Source organism: Paraneptunicella aestuarii (genome assembly GCF_019900845.1).
Taxonomy (GTDB): Bacteria; Pseudomonadota; Gammaproteobacteria; order Enterobacterales; family Alteromonadaceae; genus Paraneptunicella; species Paraneptunicella aestuarii.
This window is the reverse complement of sequence record NZ_CP074570.1, coordinates 4,049,521-4,069,189: the sequence shown is the minus strand read 5'-3', so window position 1 is coordinate 4,069,189 and position 19,669 is coordinate 4,049,521. Positions and strand designations below refer to the sequence as shown.

Genomic DNA, 19,669 nt, shown 5'->3' with positions numbered 1-19,669 from the left:
GGCAATTTATCTGATTGGATATATCAGGAATGAATTGCTCTCATGGTCATTACAGAATTGTCTCTTTCTATTGTTGCTTATCTGGTTTGGCTGCAAGGTACTTTGCACATAACGATAATTGCAAAGGTCTGAGTATTAAAGGATAAGCTGCAATGCCAGCGACGATGATCAAGACGCTAAACCATTGATCATAGTACCAGGCTAATAACAGGAAAGTGGGTGTAATGATCAAAAGCTTGGTGATATTCAACAGCATTTTCTCAGGGCCTGTTAACTGACGATTCGCTTGGTTAATCGCCTCAAGCCTCTCTTGTACACTGCTATTTTCCAGTCCGGGTAATTGCTTTGATGAAAAATAAAACGCCATTATTTACCAGCCTCTAGATAGGATTGTGCATCAATATCAAATCATAGGTAGCACAAGGCCGTGAGGATACCGGGTTCCGAGTATAAGCGCTAGTAAATTGGTTTTTTGACATTGATAACCTTAGCTGAGCAGGAGCATTCAGGAATGGCCTGCAGATACAATTATCTACTTAAAGAGTAGCTAACCCGCTTGTTCTTGTGCTTTTTCCTGTATTTTCAGCTGTTCGGCTTCTTCCTGCTTTTCGACGTAAATAGCATAGTCTCTGGCATTGTCACACAATAGAGTAATGCTCTTCATAAAATCCATCTTGGATTGGTCTTGGCGAGTAATGAGTTCGGAAGCGGTATATGCAAATTGGTTGGCGGCATTTTTGGCTTCACCCTGTGGCATCGCATCAATCAGATCCTGTATGTTTTCTACACGTGCATAGGCATTGTCTATTTCTTTGATGTATTGCTCTGAATGAAGGTTTCTAAATCCTGGTTTTGTATTGAGCTGCACAATCCTTGGGTGTTCAGAGGTATTTAGAATATAAACATTTGGTGCGTTAGCTTCGGTCACTTGATTATAATTTTTAATTTTTGATACCAGACTGACGGGCAAAAATAAGCTTATTAGCATAACGATATTATTTACATGGCTCAGCAGATTCCTGAAACTCCAAAGCCACCATGAATTTTCTTTGTCAACATTAGGAGCCTGCGCACCATTTAAAGGAAAAATGTTTCTATCAATATGTATGAGGAGTGTTATTAGTGTTTCAAACAGCATCAGCCCGATTATCAACCTAATTGGCCAATAAAAAATAAAGCCTTTTCGTTTGGTATTTAAATAGATTGTACTGGCTAATAAAAAAGCAGAAGACGATAAGTAAAGATAATGAACTTTCAGTTTGTCTGGAGCAACTGAAACCCACTGTGAATAAGCAATATGCGATAGGGCAAATACCACTACAGTAATAAAGGCCACGTGGATAATAGGAGTGTGTTCAGGGCGAAGGTAATAGTTATAAAGAGATGCTACGAAAAAACCAATAATCCACACATTGCTAACAACGAATGCAATTGCTAAATCCAACATATTGTACTCAAAACAAAATATGGAGTCAGAAGGACTCTGACTCAAACTACACTAATCAATCCAATAATGCTGCTCATGGATCACCGCTAACACCTGGTCCTGTTAATGAAGATTCACCAGTGAGAATTATTTTACTCAAAGAGAGGGAGTTCCACCACCCATCAAGTTTTTCCAGATTTTCGGTTTTTAGTACAGGGGGAGAATTTGCATCATTCTCTGTAGCGTAAGTTGTATTAGCAAACGTTATTGCTGTTAGAAAAACCGTAACCCACAATTTCATCATTTTCATTTTTGCCTCTTTATTGAACTGAGAAAGTTCTAAATTCGGTAATTATGATAAATACTTATGAGTCTTATTTGTAGTCAAAAAAGGTTATCTAAATGTCCGTAAATTTTCACCTATATATGAAAATGGTAATAAAAACAATTGGTTAAGCTCTAATTTTTTGAGTGATTTAAATACAAAAAGTGCTTCTTATTAGATAAGAAACACTTTCTATGGTATGAGACTTAGGTTTTTATTCGATATGACTAAACAATGCTTCCTGATTCAGTCCTTGAGTAGAAAGAAGTTCCTTTAGTTTGCGTAGTGCTTCGACTTGAATCTGACGAACACGTTCACGAGTTAATCCTATTTCAATTCCAACATCTTCCAGTGTCGATGGCTCGTATCCCAGTAGTCCGAATCGTCGTGCCAAGACTTCTCTTTGTTTGGGATTAAGATCTTCTAGCCAGGAAACAATATTACTTCTGACATTGTTATCCTGTAGCTCATCTTCAGGCCCGTGATGAGATTCATCTGACAATACATCCAGCAAAGCTTTGTCATTCTCGTTACCTAACGGTGTATCAACGGAAGTGATACGCTCGTTAAGGCGGAGCATTTTGGTGACATCCTTAACTGGTTTTTCCAAAGCCAATGCGATTTCTTCCGCTGTAGGCTCATGATCCAGTTTTTGCGCCAATTCTCTCGCGGCACGCAGATACACATTCAGCTCTTTAACGATATGAATGGGAAGTCGAATAGTACGCGTTTGATTCATGATCGCGCGTTCTATGGTTTGACGGATCCACCAGGTTGCATAGGTGGAGAAACGAAAGCCTCTTTCTGGATCGAACTTTTCAACGGCTCGAATAAGACCGAGATTTCCTTCTTCAATGAGATCGAGTAACGCCAAGCCGCGATTGTTATAGCGTCGAGCAATCTTCACTACCAATCGTAGATTACTGACAATCATCCGCTTGCGCGCCGCTTCTTCTCCTTTAAGTGCTCGTCGGGCGAAGTAAATTTCTTCTTCGGCGCTTAATAGAGGTGCATAACCAATTTCACCCAAATACAACTGGGTTGCATCCAGGTTTTTATGTAAATCATCCTGATTTGCCAGAATATCTTCTAGAGAGTCTGGTTCGGATTCTTCTAAATCCGCTAATTCAATATCTGTATCAGATTCTGCTTCTTCTGAGGTTTCAATTTCGACGACTGAGGTATCATTTGCCATGAGTTAATTCTCCTGCATGGTGTAAATTTATACCTATCCCCCGATTTTATTTCTTATTCTTCTTGTTTTTTATTCTTCTTATTTTTATCGCTTTTGCGGTAAATAACGTAGTGGATCAACCGACTTGCCTTTGTAACGAATTTCAAAGTGAAGCATGGTTTTATCCGTGCCGCTATTTCCTTTAAGCGCAATTTGCTGCCCTGCTTTGACCCATTCTTGTTCCTTAACCAAAAATTTATCATTGTGAGCATAAGCACTTAAATAAGATTCAGAATGCTTAACAATGATGAGTTTTCCATAACCTCTTAAGGCATCACCGGTATACACTACCTTTCCATCCGCGGCAGCATATATTGGGTCTCCATTTTTCCCGGCAATGTCGATACCTTTATTTCCTTCAGGAGCCAATGAAAATTTATCTATAATTTTCCCCTTGGCTGGCCATTTCCATTTACTAATTGTTGAAGGAAACGGTGATTTGTTTGATTCCAAATCGCCTTTATCAGGACTACCATACGCCGACTTTTTGCCCTGATCAACTGTTTGATTTAGTTCGTTTTTTGAATTGCTTTTATTTTTGTCGGTAGATTTATTTTCCTGCCGAGTTTTTGACGTAATTAAAGAAAGACGCTGTCCAGGGTAGATAGAATAAGGCTTTTCTATGTTATTTAATTGGGCTATTTCTTGAAAATCTTTTCCCGCTGAGAAGGCAATTGAATACAAAGTGTCGCCTTTTTTGACGATATAATATTTTGAATTAATCGCTTCTTTTTTTATAACATTTATTTTTGATTTTGCACCTAAATTAACGACCGGGGCGGGCTGTTGGCGGCTGGAACAGGCAGTTAAAAAAACTGTTAGAAAAAAGGAGAGCAAAATGAATGGATATTTAGCTCTAAGCATAATCATTACCTAAAAATGAAATATGCAACTATTGCCAAAGCAATAGTTATCCATCCAATCCAATCTATATATTGTCTTAGTTTCTCTTCCATTTTTTCTCCTCCCCAATACATTAATCCTGCCACTAAATAAAATCTCATGCCTCTACTAATTGCTGAAACAACGATAAAAGGCAAAAAGGCCATATTTAAAAAACCGGCTGATAATGTAAATATTTTATACGGGATGGGAGAAAAGCCTGCAAGAAATACTATCCCTATTCCGTATTCTTTAAACCATGAAATAGCTAATTCGAGTTTGCCTTGATAACCCCATTCGACAATTAGTGGTTGAATGTAACTTTCAAAGGCATAAGCGCCCAACATGTAGCCGAAAATTCCACCTAATACCGATGATAACGTAGTTATCATGGCATAGAACCACGCTTTTTGAGGTTTCGCCAGTGACATGGGGGCTAACATGACATCGGGTGGAATGGGGAAAAAGACGGACTCGGAAAAGCCCATTACAAACAGGTAGTATTGGGCATGTTTATGTTTTGCCCATCTTAAGCATGCATTGTACAGATGCTGGAATAACTTCAAGATAACGCCCCAGGAATCAAAGGAACAAAGCGCACCGCTTCAATGTGTCGGGTTTCAAATTCTTCACCTTGACGAGTGATTAACTCTAACATTTGATTATCTGTGCCTACCGGGATCACCAGCTGTCCACCATCTTCCAGTTGCCCTAATAATTGTGTTGGTAGGTTACGAGCGGCAGCCGTAACGATAATGGCATCGTATTTACCTTTACTCGGCCATCCTTCCCAGCCATCACCGTGCTTCATACTGACATTGTGTAAATCCAGTTTCTGTAGTTTGCGCTTGGCTTGAAACTGCAGTGACTTAATGCGTTCAACCGAGTAAACATGGGAAAACAATTGCGCCAATATTGCTGATTGGTATCCTGAACCTGTGCCTATTTCCAACACTTTATTGAGAGGATGTTCTCCCTCTAACAATAATTCAGTCATTTTGGCGACGATATAAGGTTGAGAAATGGTTTGTCCCTGGCCGATTGGCAGTGCGGTATTAAGATATGCCTGATGTTGCAGAGCATCAGGAATAAACATTTCTCTAGGGGTACTGGCGATAGCCTTCAATACTTCGGTATTTCGAATACCTTCTTTGTGCAGCAGTTGCGCTAAAGCTTCGCCACGTCGAGTCTGTTGCAGTTTGTATCCACTCATGGTTTTATAATTTTTCGATCCAGTCTTGCATGTTTTCCAGGCTTTGGTAAGCGGTCATATCGACAGTTAGCGGCGTAACTGAACAATAGCCATTTGCGACGGCGTAAAAGTCAGTACCCTCTCCGGCATCTTGCTCTTGGCCTACACTACCGTACCAATATATCTCACGTCCGGCAGCATCCTGCGATTTTACCATTGATTCAGCGCGATGGCGTCTGCCTTGTCGAGTTACCTGAATACCTTTTAATTCTTCATAAGGAATGTTGGGTACATTGATGTTAAGTATCTGATCTGCGGGTAGCGGATGTTCTTTGAGATGGCGAACAATGTCACATACCACTTTGGCTGCCGTTTCGAAGTGTTCTCCGGTTCTGCTGTTCAGTGATACCGCAATGGCGGGTAATCCCATATAGCGCCCTTCGGTTGCGGCGGCTACTGTGCCTGAATAGATAACATCGTCACCTAAATTGGGGCCATGATTAATACCTGAAATAACCAATTCAGGATCATTATCTAAAAAGCTGTTGATACCCAGATGTACACAGTCTGAAGGTGTGCCATTAACTGCGTGGAAACCATTATGCATTTCCTGGATGCGTAATGGCTGCATCAAGGATAAAGCATTGCTTGCGCCACTGCAGTTTCGATCAGGGGCAATCACGGTAACTTCATGCTCTTTGGCTAATAGTGAGTGAAGCACTGCAAGACCTTCGGCATGGACACCATCGTCATTGCTTAACAAAATGTTCATTTCGGTTCCCCTAAAATCGCGTTCTACGCTTTTGGTGTTGCTTGTTGTCAGAGCGTGTTGGCTAATTCTCTGATGACTGAGGTTGCAAAGCAACCGGAAGGTAACTCAAAAGTAATGGTTACTGTATTATGTTGTATTTGCCACTGCATTGCTTTGGGAAATAACCAAATGTTTCGGCGTTCTTGCTTAAGACCCAAAGAGGCCAGATGCTGACAGATGTCATCAAACTGAGCGGCTATTTCTGTTTCCAGCTTAAGAGCATCCAGCTTGGAATCTAATTCGCCTTTACCCCATAACGGTGCGGAAAGATTAATGTCTCGCTCATGAAGCCTATTGTGAATCGTTTCGTCTAATTCCTCTTGCGAGAAAAAACTGTTGCTTCCGGATAAGATGAAAACATCACCTGGCAGGGCGTGCTCATAGGGTTGCGGCTGCTCTAACGAGCGAGACGCCTGTAACCGTTGATGCACAAACTCATTGAATAGCCACGAGCGCAAAGCGGAAATGGCCATTGAGCGCTTATTACGGTTACGGATTTCTTCACCCTGAATCATTTTTTGAGCGAGGGCCAGATTTCCTCCCAAAAGAGAGCCACCTAAAAGAGAACCTCCTGATAAAGACTCTCCCGTTTGAGGATCTGTAGCTTGACGAATCTCACCAAAACGCTGTTGCCCGTAATAATTGGGTACACCATTTAACTGAATCTGGTTTAGTCTTTCTTCCAGCCTTTCAGTTGTATTTAATTCGCGCAGAGTAATAGAGAAACGGTTGCCACTTAAACTGCCTGTACGCAGTTTCTTGTTATGCCTGATAACATTGAGAATGCGGCAGCCTTCTAATTCAAATGATGACCAGTCGAAGTCCTGATTGCCCGGCGCGTGAATACTGAACCACTGTTTAGTTACGGCATGTTTGTCTTTTCGCCCAGCAAAACTCACGTTACGAAGATGTAACCCGGTAAATTTTGCTAATTGCTCTCCAACAAAAGCGGTATTCAAGCCTGTTTTCTCAATCCAGAGGAAGATGTGCTCACCTTCGCCACAAGGTTCAAAAGGCAGTATTTCTGTAACCTGAAAATCTTCGGGCTGTTGCTTTAATACAGCGGTGATTTCTGGTTTGCCAAGGAAGTAACTCCAGTGTTCGGTGCTTAAGTTTGTCATTTATTGGTTACTATCCTGAGCCTTAATCAAAATAACACTCGCGTAGCAGGCAATGCCTTCTTTACGCCCCGTAAAGCCTAACTTTTCAGTAGTAGTAGCCTTTACATTGATCTGGTCAATGTCACATGCACAATCGTTGGCGATGATTTCGCGCATCTGAACGATATGAGGAGCCATTTTGGGCGCTTGAGCCACGATGGTCGAATCGAGATTATTAATCACATAGCCTTTGCTTTTCACCGATTTCATCACTTGTCGAAGTAGCTCACGGCTATCAACATTGGCGTATGCAGGGTCATTATCGGGAAAATGATGACCAATATCGCCCAGCGCTAAGGCGCCAAGCAAGGCGTCGCATATTGCATGTAGTAATACATCACCGTCTGAATGTGCCAGTAATCCCTGTTCGTAGTCGATACTGACGCCACCAATAATAATTGGGCCTTCACCGCCGAACTTGTGTACGTCGTAGCCTTGGCCTATACGGATTTGTCCTAAATTCATGCTGGTTTTTCCATCTGTGTGCGGGAAGAATGATGTTGCAGATAAAACTCTGCCAAGCCAAGGTCTTCAGGGTGAGTCACTTTGATATTGCTGGTTAACCCTTCGACTAACTTAACGGAACCCCCCATCAGCTCAATGGCTGATGCTTCATCTGTAATGCTAAGCCCTTGAACCAGTGCTTTTTTCAATGCATCGTGAAGCGCTTGCCTAGGGAAAAACTGGGGCGTTAAGGCATGCCACAAATGAGCTCTTGCTTCACTATGAGACACGAGATTGGGATGTTCTGCACTGGCTCGCTTCATGGTGTCGCGAACTGGCATGGAGAGAATGCCGCCGATACCTGTTTCGTAAAGTGCTAGCAGTTTATCCAGATCGCTGTGAGTAATGCACGGGCGCGCAGCATCATGAACTAAAACCCAATCGCTGCTTTCGTTGTACTCAGCATTAAGTGCTTCAAGACCCGCCAGGACGGAATCTGCTCTTTCTTTACCGCCCTTAACTACGGTGAGCCAATCGGCATTCGCGATGGGTAACTGTGGGAAGTATTCATCTTCTGGGCTAATGGCTAATACGATATGGTTAATCTGGTTATGGCTTATGAGCCGTTCCAGTGTGCATTCCAGTAACGTTTTGCCGGCTAATGGCAGATATTGCTTGGGGCAATTGGCGCCCATTCTGCGTCCAATGCCTGCGGCAGGCACGATTACTGAAAATTGCCGAAGATTAGGCTGTGAGGCATCGTTCATGTCTAATAATTGGGTTTTATCTGAGTTTTTGGTTTCAGTTGGGGGATGCGCTGAATCCCATTAATTATCGGAGGGAAGTATACGATAAAAGGTTTCACCTGGCTTGATTAATCCCAATTCATTTCGGGCTCTTTCTTCAATTGCTTCCAAACCAATTTTCAGATCCTGTACATCCGCACGTAGCAAGCTATTACGCTGGCGCAATTTTGCGTTTTGTAATTCTTGCTGTTGCACTTCCTGCTTTTGACGCCAATAGTCAGGAATACTGTGTTTCCCAAACCAGAGGCGGTATTGCAATAATGCCAAGCAAACGAGAAGTACCAGAGAGACTGCTCTGCCCATCCAGGGATTCTGCCGATTTAATATGAATGTTGTTTATTATGCGTATTTGTTGCCAAGTGGCAACATTGCCGTTGAAATTGGCTCACGATTGTTCTCAAGAGAAAGAATATCGTGAGCCATAAGAGTTGTGATTAGCTGTGGCTGATTATTCGTCTAAGCTCAACAATGTCGTGTTACCACCGATGGCGGTAATGTTGTTGCTGATGGTTTTCTCTGTAACAAAGCGAGTCAGGTAGTGAGGGCCACCTGCTTTGGGGCCGGTGCCCGAAAGCCCTTGACCTCCGAAGGGTTGAACACCCACAACCGCACCAACCTGATTACGATTGATATAGACGTTACCTACATTCACATTCTGAGCAATTTTCAAAGCAAAAGATTCGTTGCGACTATGAATTCCGAGGGTTAAACCATATCCGGTGCCGTTAATATCTGCGATCACCTGATCTAGTTGCCCGGCCTTAAAGCGAACAATGTGCAGAATCGGGCCAAAGTGTTCTTTTTCCAAGCGCTTAATAGAATCGATTTCAACAGCTGTTGGTTGTACAAATGAACCATTCTTCGTGTAATCCGGCATGGCGACCTGACCGATAACTTTGCCTTGTTGGCTAATTGACTGAATGTGAGCATTTAAGTTTGCTTGTGCCATGCTATCAATGACTGGGCCAACATCGGTTTTCAGCGACATCGGGTCACCCACTTCCAGCTCTTTCATTGCGCCTTGAATCAACTCAATCACGCGCTCAGCAATATCATCCTGAATGTACATAACACGCAAAGCCGAGCAACGTTGGCCAGCGCTCTTGAAGGCGGACGTTAATGCGTCGTTGACTACTTGCTCTGGCAAGGCTGTGCTGTCAACAATCATGGCATTCTGACCGCCTGTTTCAGCGATCAAGGTAGCAATAGCACCATCTCGGTGTGCTAATGATAAATTGATGCGCTTGGCTGTATCGGTTGAGCCTGTGAAGCATACGCCCGCAACACGAGTATCGCTGGTAAGCTGGGCGCCAATTTCGGAACCTTTACCCGGAAGAAATTGAATAACATCTTTCGGGAAACCTGCTTGTAGCATGAGTTCAACGGTACGGAAAGCAACCAGACCGGTTTGCTCTGCAGGTTTGGCGATTACGGTATTACCTGTTACCAATGCCGCTGCCACTTGTCCCAGGAAAATAGCTAATGGGAAGTTCCAGGGGCTGATACAAACGAACACGCCTTTTCCGGTAACGAATAACTCGTTACGTTCACCTGTTGGGCCTTCTAATGGTTTACCTGTTGCAAATAATTTGCGAGCCTGAACCGCGTAGTAACGACAAAAATCGACCGCTTCACGCACTTCGTCAATGCCATCTTGCAGAGACTTACCCGCTTCCAATGTACACATGGCAATAAGCTCGTGCTTGTTCGCTTCAAGCTGGTCAGCCAGGTTTTCCAGCAGCTTGGCGCGGCTATTTACATCTGTTTTGTTCCACTGTGGGAAGGCTTGATGAGCAACAGTGAGAGCTTGCTCTGTGGTGGCTTTATCTGCCCAATGGATTTTGCCAACCGATTGGTCTTTATTCTGTGGGCTGAAAACGCTAACTGAGTCGCCAGTGTGGATCACTTCACCATTAACAATGCTGCCACCATGCCACTGTTGCTGAGCTGCTTTGCTGACCTGCTCAAGGAAAGGCGTTAGCAATGACTCAATATTGATATTGGTGCCATCTGAATTACGACGATCACTGAAAATATCCGTTGGAAGTGGGATCTTGTCATTTGCCATGGTCGGGTACTCCTTCAAGGTTTGCAGCGGGTGATCTACCAGTGATTCAACAGGGGTTTTGGGGTCTACCAGTTTGTGTACAAAAGAACTGTTGGCACCGTTTTCCAACAAGCGGCGCACCAAATAAGGCAACAGATCTTTATGAGCGCCAACAGGGGCGTAAATGCGAACATTCAATTTGTCGTTTTCCGACATTACCGTGTTGTACAGCTCGTCGCCCATGCCATGTAAGCGTTGGAATTCCATGTGACGACTGCCTGCCAAGCGTTGAATACACAATAGCGTGTGTGCATTATGGGTTGCGAATTGCGGGAAAATATAGCCTTCGGTATGCTCGCTCAGCAGGAACTTGGCACAGGCCAGATAACTGACGTCTGTGCTGGCCTTACGAGTAAATACGGGATAGCTCGGTAAACCTTTCTCTTGAGTCCACTTAATTTCCGAGTCCCAATAAGCGCCCTTAACCAAACGAATAGGGATCAAATCACCTTGCTCTTTTGCCAGTTGAGTCACCCACATTAAAACTGGAAGCGCACGTTTGGAATAAGCTTGAACCACTAATCCCAAGTAGCCCCAGCCCTTAGCGGCGTCGGAGCGATATAATTTTTCAAACAGGCTTAACGACAGCTCTAGTCTGTCCATTTCCTCTGCGTCGATACTAATACCCACATCCAGGCTACGAGCGAGTTGAATAAGTTGATTTACACGCTCATACATTTCATTCAGGACGCGCTCTTGATTAGCCACTTCATAACGAGGATGAAGCGCCGACAACTTAATGGAAATAGTTGGTGGAGCTGGGTGCGCTTCTGGAAACTTTTCATTGCCAATGGCTTTGATAGCTGCTGCATAGGCATCGAAATAGCGCTTTGCATCATCTTCTGTAAATGCCGCTTCACCTAACATGTCATAGGAATGGGTGTAGCCTTTTTGGCGCTGCTTTTTGCTGCTTTTTAGTGCTTCGCCGATATTGCGACCCAATACGAATTGTTTACCCATGATTTGCATTGCGGCATACATGGCTTTGCGTACAACGGGTTCACCCAGGCGATTGATTAATCTGTCCAGAGTATTTTGTTCTGATTCTGGCACATTGGTTTGCAATATCTTGCCTGTGAACAGTAAGCCCCAGGTTGAAGCGTTAACTAACAGAGAGCCGCTTTTTTTCAAGTGGGCTTTCCAGTTAGCGCTGGATAATTTGTCTTTGATAAGTGCATCGGCAGTAGAAGGATCGGGAATACGCAACAAAGCTTCTGCCAAACACATCAATACAATGCCTTCCTGAGTATCAAGGCTGTATTCTTGTAAAAAGGCATCAATACTGTCGCCGCCCTGGGCTTCTTCTCGTACTTTGTTGATCAGGGTAACGGCATCGCTACGAATCGCGCTTAAGGTAGATTCATCCTGATTGACCAGTGTCATCAGTTCTTGCAGGTATGCAGTTTCGTCGACAATGTAGTTGTCTGTGATAATTTTCCGCAACTGTTCAAGTGATGGGATAGAGTATGTTGCACTATTTAATTCACTAGCACGAAACATAGCATATGCCTCCGAATACAGGATGTTCTTACATCAAAATGTTAGGGTGAGTAAGTCGGACAGAACGCCGTGATCTTCTCTATAATTTTATATTTGTCTTTTTGGGTTATGTGTGCCTGATTCGCAATAACTCAGGAAGTATCAGGATACTGACTTGATACTGGCGCCATTATTTGCAAAATTGGCGTAAAACCAATGCCTGACATAGAGGTAATTGTTGGTGGAATTGCTAATTTTGTAAAGAATTTGAAACAGTTATAATAATGTCCTTCTATAACCCCTGCCAACACTGAGTTATAGCTTTCATGGCTAAGAATTTGTATTGCGTGCCCGTGATTGGGTGAAGTGAATAATTTAACAAATCCGTGTCATTCGATGGAAGCAAAGAAGGCTTAACAGCTCCGACCTGCCAAGCCTTGAAGCTCATATTTTGAACTTTTAATTTCAAGCTTTGAATTTAACCGCTCATTCAACAGCGGGGATGATATTACATCCAGCTATCCTGACGGCGACGGCGTTTCAATACCAGCGATAGCAAAACACCTAACAAGACACCCGCCAGAGACAGCATGCCTCCACGCATAAACCAATCTTTTTTCTCGGTGCTGTCGTTTTGCGAAAGTTGCTGTTGCGCCTGTGAATGCTCCTGTTGCAGCTTGTTATACTGGGTTTCTATATTCGTCTTGCTTTTTTCCAGAGATTCAATGAGTTTGCTCAGTTCATCAATTTTATTTTGCTGAGATACCAGTTGTTCTGCACTAAATGCCAACTGCTGTTCCAAAACTGGAAGGCGCGCATGAAGGGTTTCCTGAGCGACAACATGGCGTCCATCGACCCATCCCCTGCGCTCTTTGTCATCAACGATTTCTACGAAATTATTGTCTGAATCGACATCAAGTTGTGTGATTTTTGAGCCTGCTTGCACTGATCCCAATATTCTGAAATTCCTCCCCGGGCCTGCATGCAGAAAGGTATAGAGCTCGTCGGTAATGTAGCGTACTTCACCGTTTGCACTTGAATTGGCTTTTACCGTTCCTGGTTCGTTTGCTCTGTCATTTTCCGATTGCCCTACGCTTTGCATGGAAACCGTCAAAAGTGCCAGAACCGATACTCTTTTAATTAGTTGAAACAACATTCTCTCCATCCTGAAACCAGTATTACAAACAAGATGTTAGGTCGAACTATATAGAAAGGCAACATTCATTGTTGAGGGAGGTATGGGCTTTTTCGACAACGAGCATTGTCGTGTAGATTTCCGTATGGCTGTAATGTTGAATCTGACATTGTTGAAAGTTGGGCAGGCGCAAGAGGCGCATGATTTTGATTGCGTAAAGCGCAGACTCAGGATAAGGTGTCTTTTTTAATCTACGATCGAGAATACAAACTCTTCACACTACAATGGCCGATGAAATTGAACTGAAGCTTTTGGTCAGTCCCGATGCAGGTAAACAGTTAGAATCCTGCTTTGTTGAGAATCTCGCTACCAAATATTCACACGAATCCTGCCTCTTATATAACAGCTATTACGATACGCCTGATAGGGCATTAAACCGTATGGAGATGGCTTGCCGCGTGCGCGGAAAAGATGGCGTTTTTGAGCAAACCATTAAAACCCGAGGTTCGGTTGTGGGCGGGCTGCACCAGCGTCCCGAATACAACGTGGCGATTGAGGGCAATACACCTAATCTCAAATTATTTACCGATGTTCCCTGGCCAGATGGTGTGTTAGTGGACGAATTGCAGGATCAGCTGACTTGCCTGTTCGACACTCAGTTTCAACGGGAAATTTATCTGCTTGATTATGCTGGTAGCGAAGTTGAACTGGTATTTGATTCCGGAGCCATTGAAACGGCAAAACACCAAGAGTCCATTTGTGAAATTGAGCTGGAACTGAAACATGGTAACCCCAAGGTTTTGGTTGAATTAAGCCAAAAACTGTTGGACAGATTTAATTTTCGGTTAGGTAGTCAAAGCAAGGCGCAACGCGGTTATCGTTTGGTTGATGGTATTGCTTTGGAACGATTGAGATTAAGAGAAAGCTTACCGCAGATTTCATCCGGTAGTCTGGAAGATGCTCTGTTAGCCTGTTTGCAGAAAGTGCTGGAACATTGGCAACATTGTGAACAGGTGTTTATCGAAGAGAAGAAATTGCGCGAATTGCGTAGTATTGCTCGCACTATTCGTTTCTTACAATTTTTTCTGACCCAATTTGGCAAGCAATTAGACTGTGAAGAATTGCTGGAAGTGGCCGATAAATTGAAAGTGCTTGAAAGTTCCTGGAAATGGACAAGTGAACTGGACGCACTGCGTGAGTTGAGATCTAAAAAGGGCGCGTTTCGTAAAAAATTGGCCAGCAACGAACGGTTACGCAGGGAATTGAAAGCTTCTGTGGGGAATTTGCTTGAGAAGCATCGTCCTGAGAATCTTATACAGGATAAATCCTATGTTTCAGTGCAATTAGATATATTGTCTTTATTGGTTGAAAGGCCGTGGAGAGTGAAGTCTAAAGGTTATCTGGAGCGTATTGAAACCTGCGCCGTGGAATGGGTGAAAAACGTTGCTCATGAAATTAAGCAGGTATTGAATGATGCTGGACAAATTTCAAAAACCCAATATTTAGCTCAAACCGATTTGTTGCGACGGATGTGGTATATGGATCTGTTTTTGAGCGATGAATTGATGTCTGTTGTGGCAACGGACGAATTAAACTGGAAGAACATTCTGGATGGTATTCGCGAGCTGCACACATTACGCGTTCTGGAAAATCATCTTTCCAAGAGTCAGTTGGAAGAAAAAGATGTTTTGATGCAATGGTGCCATACTAAACAACAACATATGTTGGAATTGATGGACGAGGAAAAGTATAACTTCACGCAGTTGTAGCCTACGATAATAATAAGCCTCGGCTGTAATTGTGTTTTTCGCAGCTACCAGCCATGGGTCAAGAGTAACAAATGAACGACGTGATATCGCCATACCACATTGCCATATTATCGACCCTGTTGATCTGGATTATTCCGTTAATGTCCGCTTGGGTACGTTACGATATTCTGCCTCATTCGGCTTTGGCATTTATTTGTATTTTCTTTGGCCCTTTTATTCTGGCTGACGATGTGCTGATAGCATATGGCTGGATATATAAAGCTCCCTATCTTCTATCTACCTTTACTTTTGTGCCCGTTCTTATTTCTGTTCTGTGTTATTTGTCTATTCGTAAAATGCTGTTTGAGCAGCCTGGCAGTAGCATGATCCACTATGGCATTATCGCTTTGTTTTTTGCTGCGCAAGTTCCGGGGTTGTTGTTACCTGCTGATGCGAAAATTGCCATGGCTGAACAACCACTAGTGGGTAATATCTGGGATCATTGGATGTACTATGGTTTACATTTATGTATCAGTATTGCTGTGGTGGTATACAGTGCCTTGAGCTTACGCAGTGTCAGTTCTTACCAGGAACACATTTCTGAGCATGTTGTTGATATTAATTTATATAGTTTTAACTCCATCAAAACCACAATGGTTGGCTTACTTTCGATTGGGATAACGGTATTTTTCACCATATTATTGGTGGCGTTTGATTTGGTGCCTATTTCTGGATGGCAGACTGGTGTAGCCATTTTGTATGCGTTGATCTTCTGTATTGTCATGATGAGCATGGTTGAACGTCGTCGCTTCGCTCTTTGCCCATTGGATTATAAGCAGCTTGAAAAACACGGTTTTAGTGAAAAGCATTTGCAGGATGTGTTAAGTAAAGCAGAAAAGGCGATTATCAAATATAAGGCTTACCGAAAGAAAGGCTTACAGTTGCGACACATTACCGATGTTGCCAACATTGAACCTATTGAACTGGCAGTGGCATCCCGTTCTATTTTGAATCGCAATTTTAGAGCCTTTATTTATCACTATCGTTTGGAATACGCCAAGTTGTTGCTGACTCGTACTGATATTAAAGTCTCTACCGTTGCCAAACGGCTGGGTTTTGATTCAGAAAAGTATCTTAGCGATATCTTTGTTCAATATATTCGTAAGATGGGGCGTAGTGTAGACGCAGAAGTAGAGGATTAACGTTTTTCATCCTTGTGTTTTGCTATCTCTAATCTCCAAAATGCTGCGCTAGCAAGGTATTGGTAAAGCATTTCCTTAAGTAAAAACCCCTTGGGCGAGTTTTGATGGTTACACCGCCTTTACCAATGGCATCGGTAAGTGCATTACCATCGGCTGCTTTAGGGCGTAGCTGTAATACTTCGCCATGTCGGGCGGTAACGTTTTCAATTTCACCCAATGCGATCATATCCATTAACTCTTCCCAATCTTGTCTAAGCTGTTGAGTCTGGTACACATCGGGTTGCCATAAAAAGGCGCTACCTACCAATCGTTCTGCGGGCGCTAGCTCTCTTTGCCCTTGAATAGGTAGCCATAGCACTTGCGCCAGTTTGTTGCGTACATTGCTGGTTTCCCATTCGATGCCTGTCACATTCATCAATGGTGCATAGCAGACATAAGTGGTTTCTAACGCTTGCCCTTGATAATCAACAGGAATGGTTTTTAGTTCTATGCCTAATGCGGGAAAATCCTGTTCTGGTTTTGAGCCCGCTTCAGCACCAAGGAATAGCTCGATAAGTTGACCCGTCCAGCCTTTTTCACGACGAAAGTCGTTTGGTATACGAATATTAGCGAATTGGGCTAATTCTCCCAGACTATAACCAGCCAGTGACATGGCTCTTTCCATAAGTTCTGACTGGCTTTTAGGTGGGGTAGAGGGAACTGAAATACTCATTTGAAAGATCAACACACCTTGGTGATTTAACTAAAGCTTTGAAAGCGTATCAGTTTGTGGAAGAATGGAAAACATCTAATGGTTATGCGCCCGGAGTCTAGGTGATAGATACAGAAGGGTTCCGCGCGAATGTTGGCATTATTATTTGCAATCCTAGCGGTCAGGTTTTTTGGGCTCGACGCTTTGGTCAACATTCATGGCAGTTTCCGCAGGGCGGAATTGACGATGGGGAAACTGCCGAACAGGCGATGTATAGAGAGTTAAACGAAGAGGTCGGATTAAAGCCACATCAGGTTAAAATTCTTAAGATCACGAAAAATTGGGTACGCTATCGTTTACCCAAACGTTTAATTCGCCGGGATTCCAATCCGGTATGCATTGGTCAAAAGCAAAAATGGTTCTTGTTGCAGCTTACCTGTGATGAGAAAGATGTGAATCTGTTACATTCAGGACACCCTGAATTTGACGATTGGCGCTGGGTAAGTTATTGGTATCCGGTGCGTAATGTTGTGTCGTTTAAACGCGATGTGTACCGAAAGGTCATGAAAGAGTTTGTAACGACCGCAATGCCCATTCATTCTCTGACAAGTAAAATTAGTCCTGAGAAAAGAGTCAAACGAAGGCGTAGGAGATAACCGCACTATGCTCACAAAACTGAAGGAAATAGTGCAGGAAATCAGCCAGATCCCGGTTTTGGAAGAAGCATTGACATGTGTTGCTCAACGTTTGGTTGAGGTTATGCAAATCGACTGTTGCAGTGTGTATTTGGCTGACTATCAAGAACAACACTTTCGTTTGGTTGCCACAGAAGGTTTGTCTGCCGACGCCGTTGGGCGCGTGGCAATCGGGTTTTCGGAAGGGCTCATTGGCCTTATCGGGCAAAGAGAAGAGCCTATCAATGTCGCGGATGCTCAAGCGCATCCGCGTTTCAAACACTACCCTGAAGTTAAAGAAGAATCCTATCATGCCTTTTTAGGCACCCCCATTATTCATCAACGTCGAGTGCTTGGCGTTATTAGTGTTCAGCAAAAGCAGCGTCGAAAATTTAGTGAGCAAGATGAAGCCTTGCTAGTGACGTTGGCTGTTCAAATGGCGTTAGAGATTGCCAATGCTGAAGCCAGAGGCGCTTTGCAACTTAGCGAGTCTGGAGTTAAAACTCATAAGCAGCGCTCTATCTGGGGTATTCCTGGTTCTCCCGGCCTGGCAATTGGTGAAGGCGTGGTGCCTAGTGCCAGAGCCCATCTTCGAGATTATGTACTGCGTAAGAGTAAGAAAACCAAGCGGGAAGTTAAAGAATATCGAGCTGCGGTTGTGGCAACCAAGCAAGATATTGCCGAGCTGAATGAGCGTATTGAAGGTAGCGTTCCAGAAGATGTTGCCACTATCTTCCAAATGTATGATCTATTGCTTGATGCCAACAGTCTTGGGCATGAAGTGGAAGACAAGATTAAAGAAGGTTGGGATGCTGCATCGGCTTTGAAAATCGTGTCGGAAGATTATCAGCATCGCTTTTCCAGAATGTCTGACCCTTACATGCGAGAACGTGCCATCGATGTTGCTGATTTGAGTAACAGAGTGTTTTTGCATCTGGTCGCTGAGAAGACTGATTTCGAACAAGTTGCGGATGAAGTGATATTGGTCGCGGATGTAGTTTCTGCCGCCATGTTGGCTGAATATCCGGCGGGCAGTTTGAAAGGGATTGTGTCCTTGAAAGGCGCGACAAATTCTCATACTGCGATTTTAGCTCGAGCGATGGGGATCCCGGCGGTAATGGGGATCTCTGATGTGCCTTTGTCGTTGTTTGGTGGACGGCAATTGGTGCTGGATGGTTATGTTGGGGAGATCAAAGTCAACCCGGACGAAGGGACTCTAGAGCACTACAAACTGTTGGTCGAAGAAGAACAAGAGCTGGAACAGACGATTGCTGGATACGCTGATATCGAAGCCACAACACAAGATGGCTGCAGTATCGAATTGCTTATTAATGCCGGGTTGTCTGCGGAGTTGGATGCCAATTATCTGGCTTCTGGTGATGGTGTTGGTCTATATCGTACCGAAATTCCTTTCATGCAGCGTGAGCGGTTTCCATCAGAGCAGGAGCAGGTCGAGCTGTATCGTCAGATGTTGACTGCATACCCAGACAAAACCGTCACCATGCGTACCCTGGATGTGGGGGGCGACAAGCCGCTGCCTTATTTGAATTATACCGAAGATAATCCATTTCTGGGTTGGCGTGGTATTCGAGTGACACTCGACCATCCTGAAATCTTCATTGTTCAGGTGCGGGCAATGTTGCGAGCCAGTATTGGCTATTCGAATTTGCAGATTATGCTGCCTATGATTACCTCTTTGTCGGAAGTTCGAGAAGCCAAACGCCTAATTAGCCAAGCATATTATGAAGTGAATGAAGATGCGGTGAAGAAAAATCAGGTACTCAATCGCCCTAAAGTGGGTGTTATGTTGGAAGTGCCCGCGATCATTTATCAACTACATGAAGTTGCCAAGCTGGTGGATTTCTTCTCAATTGGCAGTAATGATTTAACGCAATATTTGTTGGCTGTGGATAGAAACAATGCCAGAGTTTCCAATATTTATAATAGTTACCACCCTTCTGTCTTGAGGGTGTTGGTACAAATAGCAGAAACTGTGTCAGGTTTGGATAAACCTATCACTTTATGCGGTGAAATGGCTTCAGATGCTGGTGGTATCGTGTTGTTATTGGCAATGGGATATCGCAAGTTAAGCGTTAATGGTCAGAATTTGGCGAAAGCAAAGTGGGTGGTTAGTCATATGAAACTGGCTAGAGCTGAGCAATTGTTGGCAGATATTCTGCAAAAATCTGATCCCGAAGAAGTACAGGAATTATTAAATCTTGAACTGGAAAATATGGGGCTGGGTGGCTTGGTGAGAGCGGGCAAGTAACCTTTAATTGCCGGGTTATATTCTGTTTACAATAGTGTTGTATGCTTGCCATTTCTGATAACATTCTGCGTTTTTTCGGCCAGT

General features: G+C 43.5%; 19 protein-coding genes. 4 read left to right on the top strand and 15 right to left on the bottom strand.

Annotation, left to right across the window (positions count from 1 at the left end):
* Positions 1-67: 67 nt before the first annotated feature.
* The 14 genes from KIH87_RS15695 to KIH87_RS15630 all read right to left on the bottom strand — a co-directional run bounded on the left by KIH87_RS15695 (position 68) and on the right by KIH87_RS15630 (position 13,022).
* Positions 68-367: a DUF6170 family protein gene (locus KIH87_RS15695; RefSeq protein ID WP_232358795.1), complete on the bottom strand. Its 300-nt coding sequence runs from the start codon at positions 365-367 to the stop codon at positions 68-70.
* A 180-nt stretch (positions 368-547) separates the two neighbouring features.
* Complete coding sequence (locus tag KIH87_RS15690) at positions 548-1,447, bottom strand: hypothetical protein (RefSeq protein ID WP_232358794.1); 900 nt, start codon at positions 1,445-1,447, stop codon at positions 548-550.
* Between the two features lie 73 nt (positions 1,448-1,520).
* A complete protein-coding gene (locus tag KIH87_RS15685; RefSeq protein WP_232358793.1) occupies positions 1,521-1,736 on the bottom strand; it encodes a hypothetical protein in 216 nt (71 codons plus the stop codon).
* A 229-nt stretch (positions 1,737-1,965) separates the two neighbouring features.
* Positions 1,966-2,946 carry an RNA polymerase sigma factor RpoS gene (gene rpoS / locus KIH87_RS15680; RefSeq protein ID WP_232358792.1) on the bottom strand — a complete coding sequence of 327 codons (981 nt, stop codon included), beginning with the start codon at positions 2,944-2,946 and terminating at the stop codon, positions 1,966-1,968.
* An 84-nt stretch (positions 2,947-3,030) separates the two neighbouring features.
* Positions 3,031-3,849: a peptidoglycan DD-metalloendopeptidase family protein gene (locus KIH87_RS15675; RefSeq protein WP_232358791.1), complete on the bottom strand. Its 819-nt coding sequence runs from the start codon at positions 3,847-3,849 to the stop codon at positions 3,031-3,033.
* Between the two features lie 5 nt (positions 3,850-3,854).
* Positions 3,855-4,433 (bottom strand): YqaA family protein, encoded by a 579-nt coding sequence (locus KIH87_RS15670; protein WP_232358790.1) that lies wholly within the window; start codon positions 4,431-4,433, stop codon positions 3,855-3,857.
* On the bottom strand, positions 4,430-5,080 hold the full coding sequence (locus KIH87_RS15665; RefSeq protein ID WP_232358789.1) for a protein-L-isoaspartate(D-aspartate) O-methyltransferase: 651 nt from the start codon (positions 5,078-5,080) through the stop codon (positions 4,430-4,432). The genes KIH87_RS15670 and KIH87_RS15665 overlap by 4 nt, the downstream gene beginning before the upstream one ends.
* A 4-nt stretch (positions 5,081-5,084) precedes the next feature.
* On the bottom strand, positions 5,085-5,831 hold the full coding sequence (gene surE, locus KIH87_RS15660; RefSeq protein ID WP_232358788.1) for a 5'/3'-nucleotidase SurE: 747 nt from the start codon (positions 5,829-5,831) through the stop codon (positions 5,085-5,087).
* Between the two features lie 47 nt (positions 5,832-5,878).
* Entirely contained in the window at positions 5,879-6,991 is a 1,113-nt protein-coding gene (gene truD / locus KIH87_RS15655) for a tRNA pseudouridine(13) synthase TruD (protein ID WP_232358787.1), read from the bottom strand.
* Positions 6,992-7,480 carry a 2-C-methyl-D-erythritol 2,4-cyclodiphosphate synthase gene (gene ispF, locus KIH87_RS15650; RefSeq protein ID WP_269751498.1) on the bottom strand — a complete coding sequence of 163 codons (489 nt, stop codon included), beginning with the start codon at positions 7,478-7,480 and terminating at the stop codon, positions 6,992-6,994. It lies immediately after the preceding gene.
* 11 nt (positions 7,481-7,491) lie between these two features.
* Positions 7,492-8,241 carry a 2-C-methyl-D-erythritol 4-phosphate cytidylyltransferase gene (gene ispD / locus KIH87_RS15645; protein WP_232358785.1) on the bottom strand — a complete coding sequence of 250 codons (750 nt, stop codon included), beginning with the start codon at positions 8,239-8,241 and terminating at the stop codon, positions 7,492-7,494.
* A gap of 60 nt (positions 8,242-8,301) precedes the next feature.
* A complete protein-coding gene (ftsB, locus tag KIH87_RS15640) occupies positions 8,302-8,583 on the bottom strand; it encodes a cell division protein FtsB (RefSeq protein ID WP_232358784.1) in 282 nt (93 codons plus the stop codon).
* Positions 8,584-8,728: 145 nt separating this feature from the next.
* Positions 8,729-11,887, bottom strand: a complete 3,159-nt coding sequence (putA, locus tag KIH87_RS15635) for a bifunctional proline dehydrogenase/L-glutamate gamma-semialdehyde dehydrogenase PutA (protein ID WP_232358783.1) — start codon at positions 11,885-11,887, stop codon at positions 8,729-8,731.
* Positions 11,888-12,374: 487 nt separating this feature from the next.
* Entirely contained in the window at positions 12,375-13,022 is a 648-nt protein-coding gene (locus KIH87_RS15630; protein ID WP_232358782.1) for a TIGR04211 family SH3 domain-containing protein, read from the bottom strand.
* A 263-nt stretch (positions 13,023-13,285) separates the two neighbouring features.
* On the opposite strand from KIH87_RS15630, the gene KIH87_RS15625 reads away from it, so the two are divergent.
* Together KIH87_RS15625 and KIH87_RS15620 are read left to right on the top strand one after the other, a co-directional pair.
* The gene (locus KIH87_RS15625) at positions 13,286-14,770 is read left to right on the top strand and encodes a CYTH domain-containing protein (protein ID WP_232358781.1); all 1,485 of its coding nucleotides are present in this window, start codon (positions 13,286-13,288) and stop codon (positions 14,768-14,770) included.
* A 71-nt stretch (positions 14,771-14,841) separates the two neighbouring features.
* On the top strand, positions 14,842-15,951 hold the full coding sequence (locus KIH87_RS15620) for a helix-turn-helix transcriptional regulator (protein ID WP_232358780.1): 1,110 nt from the start codon (positions 14,842-14,844) through the stop codon (positions 15,949-15,951).
* Positions 15,952-15,979: 28 nt separating this feature from the next.
* On the opposite strand, the gene mutH is transcribed toward KIH87_RS15620, so the two are convergent.
* Complete coding sequence (gene mutH, locus KIH87_RS15615) at positions 15,980-16,663, bottom strand: DNA mismatch repair endonuclease MutH (protein WP_232358779.1); 684 nt, start codon at positions 16,661-16,663, stop codon at positions 15,980-15,982.
* 101 nt (positions 16,664-16,764) lie between these two features.
* Between mutH and rppH the strand changes: the two genes are divergently transcribed.
* Both rppH and ptsP read left to right on the top strand, forming a co-directional pair.
* Complete coding sequence (gene rppH, locus KIH87_RS15610; protein WP_232358778.1) at positions 16,765-17,298, top strand: RNA pyrophosphohydrolase; 534 nt, start codon at positions 16,765-16,767, stop codon at positions 17,296-17,298.
* Between the two features lie 7 nt (positions 17,299-17,305).
* Positions 17,306-19,585 (top strand): phosphoenolpyruvate--protein phosphotransferase, encoded by a 2,280-nt coding sequence (gene ptsP / locus KIH87_RS15605; RefSeq protein WP_232358777.1) that lies wholly within the window; start codon positions 17,306-17,308, stop codon positions 19,583-19,585.
* The last annotated feature ends 84 nt before the right edge of the window (positions 19,586-19,669 follow it).

Excerpts from the sequence above, each read along its gene's own strand:
- KIH87_RS15630 (WP_232358782.1), bottom strand. The coding sequence starts at position 13,022 with ATGTTGTTTCAACTAATTAAAAGAGTATCGGTTCTGGCACTTTTGACG.
- KIH87_RS15675 (WP_232358791.1), bottom strand. The coding sequence starts at position 3,849 with ATGCTTAGAGCTAAATATCCATTCATTTTGCTCTCCTTTTTTCTAACA.
- mutH (WP_232358779.1), bottom strand. The coding sequence starts at position 16,663 with ATGAGTATTTCAGTTCCCTCTACCCCACCTAAAAGCCAGTCAGAACTT.
- ispD (WP_232358785.1), bottom strand. The coding sequence starts at position 8,241 with ATGAACGATGCCTCACAGCCTAATCTTCGGCAATTTTCAGTAATCGTG.
- ptsP (WP_232358777.1), top strand. The coding sequence starts at position 17,306 with ATGCTCACAAAACTGAAGGAAATAGTGCAGGAAATCAGCCAGATCCCG.
- truD (WP_232358787.1), bottom strand. The coding sequence starts at position 6,991 with ATGACAAACTTAAGCACCGAACACTGGAGTTACTTCCTTGGCAAACCA.
- rpoS (WP_232358792.1), bottom strand. The coding sequence starts at position 2,946 with ATGGCAAATGATACCTCAGTCGTCGAAATTGAAACCTCAGAAGAAGCA.
- KIH87_RS15685 (WP_232358793.1), bottom strand. The coding sequence starts at position 1,736 with ATGAAAATGATGAAATTGTGGGTTACGGTTTTTCTAACAGCAATAACG.
- KIH87_RS15625 (WP_232358781.1), top strand. The coding sequence starts at position 13,286 with ATGGCCGATGAAATTGAACTGAAGCTTTTGGTCAGTCCCGATGCAGGT.
- putA (WP_232358783.1), bottom strand. The coding sequence starts at position 11,887 with ATGTTTCGTGCTAGTGAATTAAATAGTGCAACATACTCTATCCCATCA.
- KIH87_RS15665 (WP_232358789.1), bottom strand. The coding sequence starts at position 5,080 with ATGAGTGGATACAAACTGCAACAGACTCGACGTGGCGAAGCTTTAGCG.
- KIH87_RS15695 (WP_232358795.1), bottom strand. The coding sequence starts at position 367 with ATGGCGTTTTATTTTTCATCAAAGCAATTACCCGGACTGGAAAATAGC.
- ftsB (WP_232358784.1), bottom strand. The coding sequence starts at position 8,583 with ATGGGCAGAGCAGTCTCTCTGGTACTTCTCGTTTGCTTGGCATTATTG.
- surE (WP_232358788.1), bottom strand. The coding sequence starts at position 5,831 with ATGAACATTTTGTTAAGCAATGACGATGGTGTCCATGCCGAAGGTCTT.
- KIH87_RS15620 (WP_232358780.1), top strand. The coding sequence starts at position 14,842 with ATGAACGACGTGATATCGCCATACCACATTGCCATATTATCGACCCTG.
- KIH87_RS15690 (WP_232358794.1), bottom strand. The coding sequence starts at position 1,447 with ATGTTGGATTTAGCAATTGCATTCGTTGTTAGCAATGTGTGGATTATT.